We start from the raw sequence: 17,732 nt of genomic DNA, 5'->3' as shown, positions 1-17,732 counted from the left end.
TTAAAGGGGTGAGTTATGTCGATTGCTATTATTCTTGATTGCGGAGCCACCAACGTCCGCTCTATTGCGATTAACCAGCAAGGTGAAATTGTTGCGTCGCACTATATTGCTAATGAAACGCTACAGAATGGCACTAAACATGTTTGGGATTTTCAACAGATTTGGAAAAAGCTTGTTGAGTGTTCAAAGCAGGTAACGGCTCAAATTAATTCGACGGATATTGTTGCCGTTTCTGTCACTACCTTTGGAGTGGACGGGGCGCCCTTCGATAAAGATGGAAAGCAGATCTATCCCATTATTTCTTGGAAATGTGCTCGTACCGCGCCTGTGATGAGCCAGATCTCGCAAGATATTGACCGCGATGAACTGTATTTGACCAACGGCATCGGGGATTATTCGTTCAATACCTTATTCAAGCTTAAGTGGTTGAAAGACAACGAACCAAAAGTCTATAGCAATATGGATAAGTGGGTGTTTATTTCGTCGATGTTGACACAAAAGCTGACGGGCGAATTAACAACCGATCGAACGATGGCTGGCACGTCGATGATGACGGACCTAGACAGCGGTGACTGGAATGAAGGGGTATTACAGTACCTAGAGCTGACGAAGGCGCACTTTCCTCCCATGGTTGAAGCGGGCGAAATAGTGGGTTGTTTAAAAGACGATGTCGCCTTCCTGCTTGGCATTCCAAACAGAGTTCCAGTGATTTCAGCAGGTCACGACACTCAGTTTGCTTTGTTCGGCTCTGGTGCCAAAGAGAATCAGTCTTTCTTAAGCTCAGGGACTTGGGAGATCTTGATGGCTCGTTCGCCACGTCCTCAGTTAAAACCTGACTATCTCAAAGAGGGCATGACAACAGAGCTTGATGCTAAAAATGATTTGTTTAACCCAGCAATCCAATGGCTCTCTAGTGCAGTAATGGAATGGGTCGCCAACACCTACTTTACGGATATTGCCGAGAGCAGCAGTAAATACGCGGTGATGGTTTCGGAAGGGGAAGCGGCCCCTATCGGTGCAAATGGCGTTAGGTTCGATCCATCCTTTTTACTTGGTGGTGACGGTAAAGGAAATGGTGCGATTACTGGCCTGTCCATTAATGCCACAAGGGGCGAGATATACCGCGCCGCTCTAGAAGGACTGGCCTTCAAACTCAAGAGCAGTCTGCACTATCTTTCCACGACTTGTCGCTTAAATACCGAGTGTTTAATGGTGGTGGGTGGTGGGTCTAAAAATAGACTGTGGAACCAAATAAGAGCTGACGTTGTTGGCATCCCTATCCATGTGGTTGAACAGCCTGAAGCCACAGTGACGGGGGCAGCGATGTATGCCTTTGCAGGGGCTGGGGTATTTATTGATGCCAATCATGCCCAAGAAAATATGAAGCCTGCTTACCAAGTCATCACCCCGTCTGAGAGCCGTGAACAATACGCCCAGTTATTGGAGGAAATACACAATGCTTAAAGGAATCCATCCGGCAATAAGCCCAGAACTGCTTGCCGTATTAAGTCGAATGGGGCATGGCGATGAAATTCTGTTTGCCGACGCCCATTTTCCTGCGGAGACGTTTGGATCGCATGTGGTGCTAAGAGCCGATGGCGTGAATATCGATACGCTGTTAGAGGGCACAATACCGCTATTTGAGCTCGACGTGTACTGCCAAAGCCCGCTGATCATGATGCAAGCAGTAGAGGGTGACCAGCTCGACCCAACAGTTGAATCGAAATACATGGCGGCAATCACAAAGACCACGAAAGACAAGCCTGCATTAGAACACATGGATCGTTTTGATTTTTACGACCGCGCCGAAAAGTGCTTTGCAGTTGTACTGACGGGCGAAACCGCTAAATACGGAAACATCATTTTAAAGAAAGGCGTAACGCCAGCTTAAGGAAGTAATACGATGACAATAACAAGAAATGAACTAGCACAAGACATTATCGATACATGCTTAGAGATGACTAAGCTGGGATTAAACCAAGGCACCGCAGGTAATGTCTCGGTGCGCTATGAAGGTGGTTTATTGATCACTCCAACGGGTATTGAATATGAGAATCTGACACCGGAAAAGATCGTTTTTGTAAGCGAATCCGGAGAATTTGAGGAAGGCAAAATTCCATCAAGCGAATGGGCTTTCCACCTAACCTGCTACCAAGCGAGAGAGGATTGCCATGCCGTTGTTCACAACCACGCCATTAACGCGACAGCAGTGTCTATACTCAATCGTCCAATCCAGGCGATCCACTATATGGTTGCAGCATCGGGCGCGGCAGAAATACCTTGTGTACCTTATGCTACCTTTGGCTCTCCTAAGTTGGCTGATTATGTAGATGCTGGCATTCGTCAAAGTAAATCTATTCTTCTTCAACATCATGGCATGATCACCGTTGGTGAAAATCTGAAGAAAGCATTGTGGTTAGCACATGAAACCGAGGTATTGGCTGAGCTTTATCTCAAGTGTGCAGCGATTCAGCCAGACGTTCCAGTGCTTCCAAACCAAGAGATGGATCATGTACTCGATAAGTTCAAGACGTATGGATTGCGAGTTGAGAAGTAATTGATATCGGCCCGATCCGTCGGGCTCTTACCGTAAAGGAATGACTATGGTGTTTGCATTAAATTTACCAAAACTATCATTATCCGGCGTAGGTGCGGTGGCAGAATCTGTTGCAGTGTTGGACTGTCGACCCGTAAAAAAAGCAATGATAGTGACAGATAAAAACCTTATTGAATTGGGGATATTAGATTCTCTTTATTGTGCACTCGATGATAAAGGGTTCGATTATGTCACCTTTGATAAGGTCACCCCTAACCCGACCGTTAGTTTGGTTAATCAAGGTGCTGAGTTTTACCAACAGAGCGGGTGCGATTGTTTGATTGCGGTTGGTGGCGGTAGCCCTATTGATTGTGCGAAAGCGATTCGTATTGTCACATCAAATGAAGGCGAAATCACCGATTATAATGGGGTCGGCCTGGTTAAGAATAGCGGTGCGTTCTTTATTGCTATTAATACAACGGCGGGAACAGCGGCGGAGATGACGTCCAATTCGGTGATTACCGATGAGAAGAATCTCGTTAAGATGGTGATCGTCGACACCAAACAGATTCCAGATGTTGCGGTTAACGACCCATCATTGATGGTTGGTTTGCCTGCCTCTGTTACCGCTGCAACGGGTATGGATGCGCTGACCCATGCCATTGAGTCGGTTGTGACTCCTGGCGCCCATCGTTTAACACTTCCGACCGCACTCGAGGCGGTTAAGCTAATTGCCAAATGGCTGCCTATGGCAGTAAAGGATGGAGCGAACATAGAAGCTCGGTCGGCACTTGCTGATGCGCAATTTTTAGCGGGGATGTCGTTCAACTCAGCCGGATTAGGCGCGGTTCATGCGTTGTCACATCAGCCTTCGGCAACACACAACCTAGCGCATGGCGTTTGTAATGCTATCTTGCTGCCTGTGGTGAGCGCATTCAATGCTCAAACGATTCCAAGTGCGTTTAGGGAAGTAGCTGAAGCGATGGGTGGGGATACGTCTCAGTTAGACGACACTAATGCAGCCCTATTAGCGGTGGACCTGATTTGCACGTTGTCTCGTGAAGTGGGTATCCCTTCTGGGCTGGCTCATCTTGGGGTTAAGCATGCGGATATTGATGGTTGGGTTCAAAAAGCCATGGATGATGTTTGTATGGGAGGCAACCCAAGAACGTTGACCAGTGAAGACGTTTATCACCTTTACGAGTTGGCGTTATAGCAACCGTGTAGTGGTACTGTAGTGGCTGAGTGAATTTGGCCACTTGATTGGAGGTTTGCAATACTTGAAGTGATTCATAAATCACTAATTTGGGAAACTCGCTGAGAAGATTTTGTCCAACTATGAGTTGGCCTTTGCAGATCATTCATCCAATATTAACCGTTTTACTCAGTACAGATGTGGTGTTGGAAAATGGGAACAAAAACGACCTAACCACGCTCTAAGCGTCGTTAAGTCGTTATTGGTTTGAGGTCAGGGATTAATTGAGCGCTTCAATCAGAGTGATTTCGCGTTTGATCTGCTTACTCTCTTGCTCAGTTGCTTGCGCCAGTTTCTTTTCGCGTGTGGTTATGGCAGCTTGTTTCGCTTCGTCAGATTTGAACATCAGTTCTTTTACGTTGATAGAAGCGATGTTTGTGTAGCGGCCATCGTCACTGGTCGGGATTGATATGGTTTCATCATTAATCAATGACTTCACTATCTCTCGTTGTTCATTATAACGGCTTTCTAAACCAGAAAGTGCCCATCGTTGTTGAGGTTTACCTTCATACTGACCGTTCCTTTCTTCTTTAAGATATTTGATGGTCATATTACGGATTGTGCCTGCTTCTTCTCCATACTCTGCTTCCGTATCAAAAAGTACAGGGAACGATTCGCCTTCTAGCACGCCGCCTTTCTTGGTTAGATGACCCATTCGATAGCTATTCATACCAATACGGATTTCTGTTTGATCAGTAACCGGTGTGCCATCTGCAAACGCAAGGTTGGTGATGCGTGTACCTGCAGGTTGAGTGAGGTCTATGGTATAAGTTACGCCTGCGAAGAAGTCATTGGTTGAGTATTTTGATGCTCTACGGTCAGGGTTAAAGCTGTAGGTTACATCGCCAGGTTGCACTGAGTTGAAGTAGCCCGCAGACCATTCCATGTAGGTTCTTAACTCTTTGCCTGTCATCTGGTAGACAGTGATTTCGCCACCCGCGTATTGGTAGTTGTACGCGATGTCTTTGGCTTTAATTGGGCCAACATCGAGCTCTGCATTGTCGTTGTCTATTTGAAGTGCGATGACATTGGCTTTGGGTGCATAGAAGAAGCTCGCTTCTTGGTATAGCGCACTGATGCCGGTGTCTTGAACGTGGACTTGAGGGATACCGCGGATTTCGTTTTCTGGGACTAAATCAACGCCGGTAAGCTGAGCGACAGGTCTGTTCGCCATTTCTCGGAGTTGTTTGTGATAAGGCTGGTATAACTCGTCCATATTCTCATCAGAATCTATACCTTTAATTTTATAGGTGAAGCTGTCTTTGTTGACGAGAGTGAATGTGCCATCGCGCTCTTCAAATTGAAGATCGATACGAGATAGGGCGCGGCCATATCTGTCGGGTTCAGTAATAATAACGCCATTTACAACGGCTTTATCGATGCGAGTGTGCATGTGGCCAGCGACGATGGCATCAAGCTCTGGGTTTGCATTGGCAATGTCGGTGACACCGGTGTCGGCAATGTCATTCTCGTTCTCAATTCCCATATGGGCAACCAATATGATGGCATCCACTTTATCATCAATCTCTTTGACGATTTTCTTCACTTCCAAGGTTGGATTAGTGAAAGTGACGCCTTCTAAACGGTTGGTACCTTGCGCAAAGACCTCCGTCATTGGGGTATCCATTCCGATCACGCCGATCTTAATGCTACCGCGTTCTAGGATGGTGTAACCAGGCAGGAATGGGTTTCCGTTTTTGTTCTTGATGTTGCCACCGAGAGACTGCCCTTTAAATTGGGTAACGGCCCTGTTGAGGGTTTTGAGGCCAAAGTCGAATTCGTGGTTACCTAAAACCCACACATCGTATTTCATGTGATTAAAGCCAAGCATCATTGGATCAACGGGCTCGTCTTTGAAGGTTTCTACGAAGTTGCCTTGGATGGTATCGCCAGCGTCGACAAGGATAATGTTAGATTGCTCTTTGCGGATCTCACCAACTTTGGTCGCGATTTGGCTCAAGCTACCACGCGTGTTGAGTTTATCTGCCGCGTAATCCCACGCCATAAAATGACCGTGGATATCTGAAGTACCCAGTATCGTGACATCGTGTATATCGCCATCAGCTGCAAAGGTGGGAAAGGCTAGAGAGAGTAGGATGGCGCTTGATAGTATGTGTCTTTTCATAAGTATGTTCACATCGTGGTTTTAAGTATGACGCTACCATATAGAATCGAGGTTATCTTATGGGTGATCAGTATCATATTTCTAATGATATAACTAATTGATGTTTCAAATAAATGTGATTCATGACCATCTCGTAACCACTTAAGTTATGGAGAAATGCACCACAACTCTTCGCTATCTTTTCAATCTTCGATTTCTTTAATCAAACTTCCTAAGCGATGGTGTATTAACAAGCACGCTTGTAAGCTGTTGAACGTCTTGCCTGTTGAAATAAACAAGGTATATATCGTCCAACTCTCACTTACTGTGGCAGTAAGATGATCTTGCCCTCTAGGCGTGTGGTTTTCGATTCAATGAGATCAATCGCGGTTTGCACTTCATCGAATGGTAGATAGCGGTCAACGTCGAGCTGAATGTCGTTTGTGATGAAGTGATCTAGCATGGTCGTGAACTTATCACGGCGAACATCTTTACCTTCTGCTTCCTCCCAATAACGCAAGAAGAAGGTGCTGAAATCGATGTGTTGGTTTTTCGCGTACTCAAAGAAGCGTGGCTCGTAAAAATCCAACGACAGCGTCCCATAGTTGATAAAGCGCCCGTTGTTGCCAAGGGTGTGAACAAGATCGGTTCCGGGTGAGCCGCCAATCGCATCAAAGGCAACGGTTGGCATAGGCAAGCCTAATGCCTTAATTTGAGAAACTAGATCAGCGTTCGCATCTATCACCCAACAGGAAGTGGCAGGGTATTGTGTCTGCTGTGATGTAACGACAATGATGTTGAAGCCGAGTGATGCTGATAACTGGGAGAAGATCTTACCGATGGCTGAACTGCCCGCGTTGATGATCAACACATCCTCTTGGGTCAGCTTGGCTATTTCTGTCGTTAGCACCCATGCGGTTAGCGCATTAATGTACAACTGACAGGCGTAGCCATTGTCTAAATGTTGAGGAATTTGGAACAGATCATCTGGTGATACATCGACATAGTTCTGCCATGTTCCACTGGTTGCCACAAGCACTCGTTGATTCACTATAAACTCAGCACTGCTGGATTCTACAATCCTTCCTACCGCTTCAAATCCCGGTACTCTCGGCGGCTGATGGCTATGTTTGTATTGGCCCACACCATAAATCGACAACAGATCACTAGGGTTGATGTTAGTCGCTTCAATTTGTACGCGAACTTTATCTTTGTCTAGTACCCCTAAAGCGACATGTTCTAACTTGAGAGATTCTTTTGGCTGACCGAAACGGAACTGGCTAATTCGGGTATTTTGCTTAGTGTCAGTCATAGTTTGGGCACCTTTATGGATTATGAGTACTGCATCGATTTTAAGTGTAGCGTGTTCATAAATAATCTTGGGTCGGAAATGTTGCTCAACATGGCTGGTGTTGGCAGACAATCGTCATCAACGTAGTCGACATATTCTGCCGCCGAATCAAAGATCAAAATATCCAAAGCCAAACGATCCAAGCCATATCGGCCTCGGTGGATCATGTCCGCTGAAAACACCAATAAGTCACCGGCGGCTAATGGTATCTGCTTACCACCAGAGATGTCATCGCTGCTCACTTTGCCGTTTTCTTCTTGGCGAACATTGTACTCTTCTTCGTTGTCCCAACGCTTGTGTGTGCCAGGGATAAGTTCCATACCTGGCTCATCAAAAATGGGCACTCGCAGATGCAATACCTGGGTTTCCATGATGACTTTCATTTGGTCATCAACGTCGTAATCGTATTGACAGTCACGATGCCAGAAGTCTTTTTGTTGCGGATTTACTGGGTTGAAGAACAGCTGTGTATTCATGAATGCTGGTTTGTTCGGAATCACCGCATCAACCACGTTCATCACTTGTTTCGAGCTGATGAAGTCGAAAAGCACGCTTCTATCGTCGGCGAGCAAATACTCGCTTCCCGTAATTAAAGACGAGTTAAATGCTTCTTCTTTATAGAATTCTTCGTTGTCTGCTTTCCATGATTCATGAAATTTCAGCACGACTTTTCTAAGCGATGCAATTTGAGCTTCATTGAAATAATTTCTGATAACAAAGTAACCATGTTCGTCGTAACGGTCACTTAATTGTTGGCTGTTTTCTACCACTGACTACCTTCGTTCATTCTTTGCTGTATAATAACTAAGGTCAACAGCCCTAGAGATTTCTTGGGCGCATAATGCCAGACAGTCGTCATTCAACCAAGTAACGAGTGCAGAAGCCTGTAGATTCAGTGATGCGATAAAACTCTATGGGGGCGAGTGTTACATGCCTATCCATATCATGGACTCATGCGATAAAAATCTCCGCATATGTGATCTACCCCCTTTTTTTATAAAATAAAAAGATTCACATGGTGAATGTTTTTGTGGTTTGCATGATTATTGACCATGTTGAAATTTGGTTGCGTATGGAAGATAGAAAATCATGGATGGTTTTTCGCTGGATATGAGAACACTTAATTTTATTATTATTTTGTTCTCTTTCATTTACTGTATTGGCTTGTTGTTATTTCAATTCACTCAACAGTCCATTAAAGGGCTTTCAATCTTTTCCATTTCAATATTTGTTATCGGAACAGGGCCGTTGATGTTGAGCCTAAGAGGGGAGTTCCCTGATTGGGTCACCGTTATTGGTGCCAATATGGTCATTGCGCTTGGTTTTCATCTCGCCTTGTATAGCTTATGTCTGTTTCGAGAATACTCTCTCAAATGCACCTACCTCAGTAGTCTAATGATGTTGGCTCTTTTGCCATGTTTTATTTACTTCACGTTCTATGAGCCTTCCATAAAGGCTCGAATTATCCTCATTAGTTTATATCTGGCTTTTGTGACTCTTTGCACTGCCTTTGCGGTATTAAAGGGCCGGCGTGATGACTTGACTCTAGGTATTCGGATGATGGCCTTGTCATTTACGATATATGGCGGGTTTATGGTTTTTCGAGTTGTGGTGACGCTATTTTCAACTGAGCTCCAGGATTTCATGGCGGCCACTCTCATTCATCAACTTGCCTTTTTAGTGAGCATCGTTCTTATTGTGTCGATGAGCTTTACAATGCTTTGGCTGATTAACGCAAGGTTGCTTAGTTCTATTCACGAGCTGTCCTACAGCGATCCTCTAACGGTACTGGGAAACCGCAGAGCATTAGATGAGATGGTTCCAGTTATCATGAAGCAGGCGGAAACTGCACCTGTTAGTGCCATTATGATGGATATTGATAATTTTAAGTCGATCAATGACCAACACGGACACATTGTAGGTGACCTCGTGATCAAGTCTTTTGCTGAAATGGTTCAAAGTGCGATAAAAACATCGCCTAAAGCCAGTGCGTTTCGTTTTGGCGGAGACGAGATAATGATTTTATTGCCTAATGTCGATTTCCAACAAGCTCAGGTTATTGCCTGCAAGTTACGATTGTCTATTTCAGAGGTATCAGCAGTACAAGAACATGAGATGTTTCTGACATCGAGTTTTGGTGTTGCTCAGCTTCACCCGCATGAGAGTTGGAATGGGTTTATTAGCCGAGCCGACAAAGCGTTATATCAAGCGAAAACAAACGGTCGCAATATGACTTCAATTTGTCCTAGTCATATTAACGAGCTCGTCACTGCCACATAACCAATACTGCTGCGATAGAAAGCAAGATGAGCGCAAGAATGTCTTTGCGCGCGATGCTTTGCCCTAACCAGAAATAGGATATCAACACCATGAAGATCACTTCGACTTGCCCGAGTGTCTTTACGTACGGCACGGCTTGAAGCGACATCGCGCTAAACCAACCCAGAGAACCGATAACACTCGCTAAGCTTGTCATTACGACCAGTTTCGACTTCTTGAATATCAGGCGCAGCGTGTCGCGTTCTCTGAAAAAGAGATACGTACAGATAATCACTGTCTGAAGGGAAATGACGAGGAACAGCACCCAAGCAGCGCTATGAGGGAAGGGCAACCCTATGCTCAAACTTGCTTCCCGTACCCAAAGAGACGTTAAAGCAAAGGCGGTGCTACACGCCATACCTAATAAGAACACTTTCGGGGACAAGCTTCGCCAGCCAGAAGCGCTACTCATGATTAGCACGCCTAAAGTACCAATAAGTACGCCGACCCAACCTGTTAGTGTCAAAGCAGTACCAAAAAACAATACGGATAGCACAGCAGATACGGGGGCTTCACACTTGGCTAAGCCTGCGCCTATCGCATAGTTTTCGAGCTTGAAGAGCATCACCATTAAGCCGGTCGCGAGGATCTGCATGATGGCGGCAGCAACAATATAGAAAACAAACTCACCCGAAAAATCCGGTGCGGATACGGGCTGCCATTGATAGAGGGCGCAGAGGTAAATAAGGGCGATAGGGCTAGCCCAAATAAATCGCGCTAACGTTACGCCAGCCACGCTCATGGTGCCACTTAATTTACTTTGAAAGGCATTGCGCCAAGATTGGCTAAAGGCGGCAAGGAGAGTAAAGGCTATCCAACTAAAAGACATGACGCGTCCATGTGTTATGTAATTTGGTGGTGATACTAACAAAAAATCACTTGATAAGAAGTGTCATTATCTGTTTATAGCCACAGGCTCACCTTTATTCTCTATTCGGCAGTAGAGATATCTTCAACAGTTCGATGCTTTCTTCAGAAGATCGGCTGTTTCTTGTTTTTGAAATAGAACAGCGCGCTGATCGAAATGAACAGTAAGGTGAAGTAATAGAAAAACGAAGACAGTGAGGCCAAGAAGGCAAGGTTCTGTTCTATTTCTTGTTCGGTGAAGCCCTGAGACACCAACTTATAGTAGTAAGCGTACAAGATCCCGATCAGCCCGTATCCGAGGTTAAACATTAAACCTTTGAAACTAAGAACGGTGGCTCGGTTGTGCGATTCGGTCTTTTTATTCAGGTGGTAGCTGATGAAAATGTTCATCGTCATGATGATAAAGATTAACACCAACGCCGGAATGACCCCGTAAATCGACCAACCTAAACTGATCCAGTAATAAGTCGCCATGCTTGCTAAACCCATGACCACAATGAAGGTTTTAGGCTCAATACTCTCTGCTAATCTTCGGCTTTGTCCTGCCAATATAATCTTAAGCAAACTTATACCCGCACCAATAAAACCAAAGTAGATAATTGGAATATCAATCGCCAGATAGTATTGGCTGTTCATGGTTAGGAACATGCGTGAGGTGTGTTCGAATAGGCTGTAGTAGAGCAAGATGAACAGCACGTAAGGCGTAGCGAATACCCATTTACCTGCATCGATCGTCAATTTAAGACTTGAGATGGTGGTTGCCAATTTGCTTTGACCGCTTGGCATCACCTTCTTTTCTTCGCGCATATTAATCGCGGCATAGATAGCGATCATCGCTACAAATAGGGTGGCGAACACAGGAATACGCATCAGATCTTTGGTGCTTTCTGGTTCGGCTAGTCCAAGGAAATGAAAGATGTTCGTCATAAAATTCACGTCGTACATCGCCGCACCAATTAGTGTGACAAAGATACCGACCGTTGAGGCGACACGAAGCTGGATTTGCAGCACTCGAGGCCACAACTCTTCATTGCCTTGTTCTTTTAAGGTGTCATAAGCCAATGCCTCGTCAGCACCGCTGGCCAGTGCCATCGCTAAGCCACTGAGAATCCGGTTAATCAGAAAAACAATGAACACCAAGTCTGGGTTTCCGGTTGGTACGAGCGCTATCATGGCGATCTCAACAAACATCACAATCGAAGACAGCACCACCAGTTTCTTGCGGCCTAAGGTATCGGCGAATGCACCCGACGGTACTTCAGCAAGCACAATGGTGGCCGCCCAAACTACATTGAGCATCGCGAATTGAGACAGGGTTAACCCGTAATCTAAATAAAGTAGGGTGAATATAGGGTAGTAAAAACGCGCAAAGTAGCTGCTTCTAAACATTAAGAAGTAGCGGACATTGGGAATTTTAAGGATCTCTTTGAGCGTCATGATAATTTCAGTAATTTAGATAACACATTATTATGTATAACCCTTTTACTCTTTTAAATCATGAATTGTTGTCAAATCCCTACAATATCTGGTTTGGGTGATCTTCGAGAGCATGGTTCATGGTGGGTTATAGGCTTCTGTTCTCCAAATCACTTCCCCCCATTCATTTAGTTTGTGGTGCTCGTTTCACTTGTTCGACTGATTTTGGTGCAAGATCGAAATTCTACAACGTCGCTCTCGTATTTACATCTTATTGTATGATTTAATTATTGGTAATAACGATACGCAATGAATCCAATGTAATTGAGGAAGCGAGCATGATCTTAGAGTCATTCAGTCTGGAAGGTAAAGTAGCGATAGTGACGGGCTGTAACACGGGGCTTGGGCAAGGTATTGCATTAGGCCTAGCGGAAGCCGGTTGTAAGGTTGTCGGTGTTAACCGAACAGAGCCTGAAGAGACTATTGAGAAAATGAGTGCAGCAGGTCATTCGTTCCTAAACGTGAGTGCTGATCTTCTCGAGCAAGCGTGCATTCCAGGGGTTATAGAGCGCACTTTGGCTGAGTTTGGCCAAGTCGACATTCTCGTGAACAATGCAGGAATTATTCGCCGCCAAGATGCTATTGAGTTCTCAGAGCAAGATTGGGATGACGTAATGAACGTGAACACCAAGACGGTGTTCTTTATGTCTCAGGCTGTTGCAAAGCAATTTAAGGCTCAAGGTACTGGCGGAAAGATCATTAACATTGCATCGATGCTCTCATTCCAAGGTGGCATTCGAGTTCCTTCCTATACGGCTTCAAAAAGTGCTGTGATGGGAGTGACACGTGCTATGGCGAACGAATGGGCGCGCGACAATATCAATGTGAATGCGATAGCACCCGGTTATATGGAAACGAACAATACTCAAGCTCTGCGTGAAGATGCTGAGCGCAATCAAGCGATTCTTGAGCGTATTCCGGCTGAGCGTTGGGGTAAACCGCAAGATATCGCAGGTCCTTGTGTGTTCTTAGCATCATCAGCATCGGATTACATTAATGGCTATACCATTGCTGTTGACGGTGGTTGGTTAGCACGCTAGTTGGTTTTTTATTCTAAATTTTGAGTTTGCAGCAATCTTGCAGGAGAAGATAAATGAAAATCGCTTTAATGATGGAAAACAGTCAGGCAGGTAAAAATGCCATGGTTGCAGCTGAGCTAGAGTCAGTGGCGGGTGGCATTGGTCACGATGTTTTCAACTTAGGTATGACCGACGAGAATGATCACCACTTAACGTATATCCACTTAGGTATCATGGCCAGTATTCTGATCAACTCAAAGGCTGTGGACTTTGTTGTGACGGGATGTGGAACAGGGCAAGGTGCTTTGATGTCACTGAACCTGCACCCGGGTGTGGTTTGTGGTTACTGCCTAGAGCCATCAGATGCTTTCTTGTTTAACCAAATCAACAACGGCAATGCTCTCGCTCTCGCTTTTGCTAAAGGCTTTGGCTGGGCAGGTGAACTCAACATTCGTTATATCTTTGAAAAAGCGTTCACAGGCGAGCGTGGTAATGGGTATCCACTAGAACGTGCAGAACCACAGCAACGTAATGCAGCAATTTTGAATGAAGTGAAAGCGGCGGTGGTAAAAGATAACTTTATTGATTCTCTGAGAGCTATCGACCAAGATCTAGTGAAAACAGCGGTTGGCAGCGAGCGTTTCCAACAATGCTTCTTTGAGCATTGCCAAAACCAAGAAATCGCTGATTATGTTCGTTCACTTTTAGATTAATTAGAGCGTTTAGTTCTGATAGAGCCAGCCTTGTTCGGCTGGCTTTTTGATGAATAATTAAAGCAATGTAATGAGACAAACAGTAATCAACTGGCTAAATTGCGATTCGTGTTTTCCTGCATCTACTCTTCATCTTCGGTTTCTTTGGAAGCATTTGAGGCACAGCCTTTCTCTAGCCAGTTATCGAGCACGCGTTGCAGTGCCTTCAAAGAGGTTGGCTTCTCTAGGCGACCATCCATCAGTTTGCTGATCATATCTAACTCGTGTTGTCCTGATTCGCCAGATAAAGCAATGATTGGCGTTTGAGGAGAGCGTGCCTTGATGATTTGGCTTGCGTCAAAACCATTCATTATCGGCATTTGTACGTCCATTAAGATCAAATCGACCTTGTGTGTTTTGAACAGCTCGACGGCATTCTCGCCGTTTTTAGCTTGTAAGCTATTTACGCCAAGTCGACTCAGGTACATCTGAACAAGCGTGCGTTGCACTTCTTTATCATCGACGATAAGCACGGTTGGAGCCAAATGGTTCTCTGGGGTTAGCGTACTTGTTGGCTCTGAACTTTGCGTTTCCGCTTGGTTATCTGGCTTAACTTCTGCGTTGGGTTTGTTTTCAGTTGTGGTTTGATTACTTTTCCAATCATTGAAGTAAGGCGTACGAAGTGCGTCTGCTTTGGGTGCATTGGGTACTACCGGGAAGTACAGGTGGAACTCAGTAAACTCCCCAAGTTTAGAGTGGCACTCAACTCGGCCGCCAAATGAACGCATCACACGTTGGCAATAGCCAAGCCCTAGGCCGCTACCACCGCTTTTTTGGTAAGAGAAGAAGTCATCAAAGATCTTATGTGCAATGGCTTCGTCAATGCCAGGGCCGGTATCTCGGAATATCAGAACGTTCTCGTAAGGCCCTGTGTTGGTGCTGATCTCAATTTGGCTTTCTGGATAAGAATCAAAGTAATAGATTGCATTACGTATCAGGTTGAAAATAACGAAATTGAATAAGGTTTCATTGAGCTTTGCTACAAAATCAGCGTGTTGTGGTAAACGAATGCGTTCAATGATCTTTTCATTCTCAAAACCATAGTGGCTTACGGCTTGATCTACGGCTTTGTGGATAGAGGTCATGGCCACAGGGCCGTGTTCAGGCGTACTGTCACTGACTTCGCGCAGGATGATATCAATCAGTTGTCGCCCGCGTTGAATCGCCGCTTGGCCATTCTCAATATCCTTTAGGATTTGTTTAGCTGGGGCTTGGTTATCAATGTGCTGTTTTAACACCTCAAAATGCAGCTGCACTTGAGCCAGCGGGTTACGCATTTCGTGTGCGATAGAATTAGCAAGCGCGCGACTTTGGCGAATGCGTCTATCGGCTTCAATGGTGCTTTGTACACGAGTTAACAAGGTTTGCAGTGCAGAGATCTCTTCGTTAGAGAACATCTGATCGTTGCTCTTGTGTGACGATACTAACAAGTGCGTGACCGATTTCCCCTGACCAAACAGAGGCATCACCAAAGCGGTATCGTTGGAGCTCATCTTGTCATACAGGGCTTTGATTGAGCGCTTGGCTGGTGCGGTGTAATCAAGCTCCTGAGACAACTCATCGAACACTAAAACGGACTTGTTGGTAGACAGGTAATCTTCGTAGAAGGTTTCGTTGTAGTTGCTGTTCACCAGACGCAACTTGTCTTCGGGAATCTGCAATAGGCTACCTAATCGACGCATTGCATCATCAATCGACAGCTTGAAATCGTCTTCTAGTGAGAGGATCTGTTGTACTGGCGTTTTCTTGTTTCCGTAGACAAAGAACGAGGCGTAGTGGCTTACGCGCTTGTAGAGAACATGCCACGTGATGCCGATAATCGCGCAGATTGGGATAGCAACAAGCCATTGACTGTCGTCTGTCAGCGGGATAAATATCGCGCCAAAAGGGATCACCAAAATAGCACAAACCAACATCGCATTTAGGCTCATGTACGCCAGGTATTTCACGCTGTAGAAGCGCGAGGTCAGCAGGGCATAGCCAACGAACAACATTTCACTTATCGACAAAGCTGGTGGCAGCCAAGTGAGCGAGAAATCACGCAAGAAGTAGGTCATGCCTAGGTGGATCGTCGCAGTAGACAGCATGAAGACTAAAATGCCGGCGATCATATAGTTGGTTTTGGCTAAAGTTAGCTTGCTGCTGTTGGCGCGCATGGCCACCAGGTTGAGTAGTGTTAGCACTACAAAGCTAATCATCCCAATAAAGAAGTACGGCGTATGCGGGCCAAACTCAATCACGAACTGGCTTGGGCCTGCAATGGTGACGTGTTCAACGGTTAACCCCGGACTTAAATTGATGAAGAAGGAGTAGACGGTCAGGGTGACGAAAATGGCTTGCTGCCACACATGAACCTTACCATTACGTTGTTCAGCGGCGAGTTTGCACGAGAAGTAATAGGCAAAGGCAAACGCAAAGAACGAGGCGAGGTTGGCAAACTTTGCGGCGAACACGGCGGCCGAGGCCCCAAGTTCCGGTAATAAGTCGGTATGGAAATAAGCGTTACTGCTGATCCACGCAACAATGCAGATCGAATACGCGATGTAAGGGGCATGGTGTGTCCCTGCGATCACTTCGTTCTTCTGTTTCAGGCGATAGCAGTAATAGAACAACCACATGACAACCACAGCCACGGTTGCAAGCAGTGTGATTGCTTTTGCATAGATGATCGCCTCTAGGCCGAAATCAAACATGTTCATCCTTTTTCACCGAGCTAGTTTTTCCTGCCGAGCGCGACTTTTCTAATGACTTTCTGCTTTCTCGCACTGCGCGTTTGTAGCTTCGAAAATCGACATTATTGAACGCTTTTACCATCATCTCAAAATTCCAGAATCCACGATAAATTGTCGTGCCATCGTCATTTAATTCGCAATATCCAGAATGGAAGTATGCATTGGAATCAATGGTTTGATAAAACTGAAGCATGAAAGGTTGCTCGATAATAGTGAAGCCAATCTTATAGCCTATTTGGTGTAACACACTCATCAGCTCTTTTTGAGAAAGGTAGAGGGAATAGAGCTTTTGTTGGGTATTGCCACTGACTGTCAGACGTAACACCTCACACAGGGCATCTTTGTCGGACAATTGTAACTGGAATTGTTGGTCAAATTCTGGGAGAGAGTAACATTTTGACAGTGTAGGCGGTGTGAAAAGTTGTAACCCTGCGAGTTCATCGTAGCCGTAATTGGGTAAACAGTATTGCCATTGCTCATTGCTGAACGGCGGTGCGTAACTTAGCCAAGTGTCATTCTTAGACCAGTCTTGAATCAGCGCAGAGGAAACCAGTGTTGGAAAGGCTTCATCGACTGGATGCTTGAGCAGAATAAAATGCTTACCTGCCTGAGAAAGGTGTAATAAAGGCAGCATCTCAAACCATTTCTCGCCCTTGATGAACACCTCGAGATTGCTTAAAGCAATGGCATCGCTGATTGGCATTCCTTGTGGGTGACTCGGTGTTTGTACCAAAAGTGGCTCATGTTCTATCTGTTCGATGATCGCACCGTAATAAGCACTGTCATTGATAGGGAGGTCGACATGAGAAATGGAGCTTGGATTTAATGGAGATTTTGCTTTGATCGCAGCAATTTCACACTCACACCAGAAATCTAGCCAATGCATATAGCACTGCCCTACAGCCTGCTCTAGAAGAGCAATCTCTGCAGATAGTGTATTTGGATAGCGCAGAATCAGATCGCGGTAGTCCATCACCTCAAACAATACAGAGTAGCTTTTGTTTTGATGCTCTGGGAAAAGCAATTCTAATTGGCTTCTACGATATTCAGTCACGCTTTGAAAAAGCTCAGTGCGCTCATGTGGCTGATAAGTGCTGATGACGAGCTCTATCAGCGCTCGCTGTTTTATTTCGATAGACAGACTGCTAGCCAACAGTGAGCCTAAAGACGACGTTAATTTCATGTTTAACCTAGCCTAGGTTTATATAATTATTTTTATTTGATCTGCACTATCTATAGGACACTGATTTTAGGTATGTGTTTGAAGTTACGTTACTTTGAGAGAGCTAATCGTAACTTTACTTGTGTCCATGTTGTGAGA

At 45.3% G+C, this 17,732-nt stretch carries 14 protein-coding genes; 7 read left to right on the top strand and 7 right to left on the bottom strand.

The window, feature by feature from the left end:
- The first annotated feature begins 15 nt into the window (after positions 1–15).
- The 4 genes from fucK to LMH68_RS15320 are packed head-to-tail and all read left to right on the top strand — an operon-like array spanning position 16 to position 3,752.
- On the top strand, positions 16–1,464 hold the full coding sequence (fucK, locus tag LMH68_RS15335) for an L-fuculokinase (RefSeq protein ID WP_017059997.1): 1,449 nt from the start codon (positions 16–18) through the stop codon (positions 1,462–1,464).
- Entirely contained in the window at positions 1,457–1,891 is a 435-nt protein-coding gene (fucU, locus tag LMH68_RS15330) for an L-fucose mutarotase (protein WP_017059996.1), read from the top strand. The genes fucK and fucU overlap by 8 nt, the downstream gene beginning before the upstream one ends.
- Positions 1,892–1,909: 18 nt before the next feature.
- Positions 1,910–2,557 carry an L-fuculose-phosphate aldolase gene (locus LMH68_RS15325; protein WP_029236427.1) on the top strand — a complete coding sequence of 216 codons (648 nt, stop codon included), beginning with the start codon at positions 1,910–1,912 and terminating at the stop codon, positions 2,555–2,557.
- Positions 2,558–2,603: 46 nt separating this feature from the next.
- Positions 2,604–3,752, top strand: coding sequence for an iron-containing alcohol dehydrogenase (locus LMH68_RS15320; protein ID WP_017059994.1), 1,149 nt, complete (start codon positions 2,604–2,606; stop codon positions 3,750–3,752).
- 259 nt (positions 3,753–4,011) lie between these two features.
- On the opposite strand, the gene LMH68_RS15315 is transcribed toward LMH68_RS15320, so the two are convergent.
- The 3 genes from LMH68_RS15315 to LMH68_RS15305 form a co-directional block, all read right to left on the bottom strand.
- Positions 4,012–5,916: a bifunctional metallophosphatase/5'-nucleotidase gene (locus LMH68_RS15315; RefSeq protein WP_229647400.1), complete on the bottom strand. Its 1,905-nt coding sequence runs from the start codon at positions 5,914–5,916 to the stop codon at positions 4,012–4,014.
- A gap of 301 nt (positions 5,917–6,217) precedes the next feature.
- A complete protein-coding gene (locus LMH68_RS15310; protein WP_017059992.1) occupies positions 6,218–7,207 on the bottom strand; it encodes a zinc-dependent alcohol dehydrogenase family protein in 990 nt (329 codons plus the stop codon).
- 20 nt (positions 7,208–7,227) lie between these two features.
- Positions 7,228–8,016, bottom strand: coding sequence for a phytanoyl-CoA dioxygenase family protein (locus LMH68_RS15305; RefSeq protein WP_229647399.1), 789 nt, complete (start codon positions 8,014–8,016; stop codon positions 7,228–7,230).
- Positions 8,017–8,335: 319 nt separating this feature from the next.
- On the opposite strand from LMH68_RS15305, the gene LMH68_RS15300 reads away from it, so the two are divergent.
- Positions 8,336–9,526 carry a GGDEF domain-containing protein gene (locus LMH68_RS15300; RefSeq protein WP_136981756.1) on the top strand — a complete coding sequence of 397 codons (1,191 nt, stop codon included), beginning with the start codon at positions 8,336–8,338 and terminating at the stop codon, positions 9,524–9,526.
- Here the strand turns inward: LMH68_RS15300 and LMH68_RS15295 are convergent.
- Both LMH68_RS15295 and LMH68_RS15290 read right to left on the bottom strand, forming a co-directional pair.
- Positions 9,513–10,394 (bottom strand): DMT family transporter, encoded by an 882-nt coding sequence (locus LMH68_RS15295; RefSeq protein WP_229647398.1) that lies wholly within the window; start codon positions 10,392–10,394, stop codon positions 9,513–9,515. The genes LMH68_RS15300 and LMH68_RS15295 overlap by 14 nt on opposite strands.
- Before the next feature lie 143 nt (positions 10,395–10,537).
- Positions 10,538–11,869 carry an MFS transporter gene (locus LMH68_RS15290; RefSeq protein ID WP_229647397.1) on the bottom strand — a complete coding sequence of 444 codons (1,332 nt, stop codon included), beginning with the start codon at positions 11,867–11,869 and terminating at the stop codon, positions 10,538–10,540.
- A 317-nt stretch (positions 11,870–12,186) separates the two neighbouring features.
- Between LMH68_RS15290 and kduD the strand changes: the two genes are divergently transcribed.
- Positions 12,187–12,948, top strand: a complete 762-nt coding sequence (gene kduD, locus LMH68_RS15285; protein WP_017067926.1) for a 2-dehydro-3-deoxy-D-gluconate 5-dehydrogenase KduD — start codon at positions 12,187–12,189, stop codon at positions 12,946–12,948.
- Positions 12,949–13,001: 53 nt separating this feature from the next.
- Entirely contained in the window at positions 13,002–13,640 is a 639-nt protein-coding gene (locus LMH68_RS15280) for an RpiB/LacA/LacB family sugar-phosphate isomerase (RefSeq protein WP_017059986.1), read from the top strand.
- Positions 13,641–13,762: 122 nt separating this feature from the next.
- On the opposite strand, the gene LMH68_RS15275 is transcribed toward LMH68_RS15280, so the two are convergent.
- Both LMH68_RS15275 and LMH68_RS15270 read right to left on the bottom strand, forming a co-directional pair.
- Positions 13,763–16,372, bottom strand: coding sequence for a hybrid sensor histidine kinase/response regulator (locus LMH68_RS15275; RefSeq protein WP_229647396.1), 2,610 nt, complete (start codon positions 16,370–16,372; stop codon positions 13,763–13,765).
- Positions 16,365–17,594 (bottom strand): acyl-homoserine-lactone synthase, encoded by a 1,230-nt coding sequence (locus LMH68_RS15270; RefSeq protein WP_229647395.1) that lies wholly within the window; start codon positions 17,592–17,594, stop codon positions 16,365–16,367. The genes LMH68_RS15275 and LMH68_RS15270 overlap by 8 nt, the downstream gene beginning before the upstream one ends.
- Between the last annotated feature and the right edge of the window lie 138 nt (positions 17,595–17,732).

It is taken from the genome of Vibrio sp. F13 (genome assembly GCF_020806305.2).
Taxonomy (GTDB): domain Bacteria; phylum Pseudomonadota; class Gammaproteobacteria; order Enterobacterales; family Vibrionaceae; genus Vibrio; species Vibrio crassostreae_C.
This window is presented reverse-complemented; position numbering and strand designations above follow the sequence as displayed.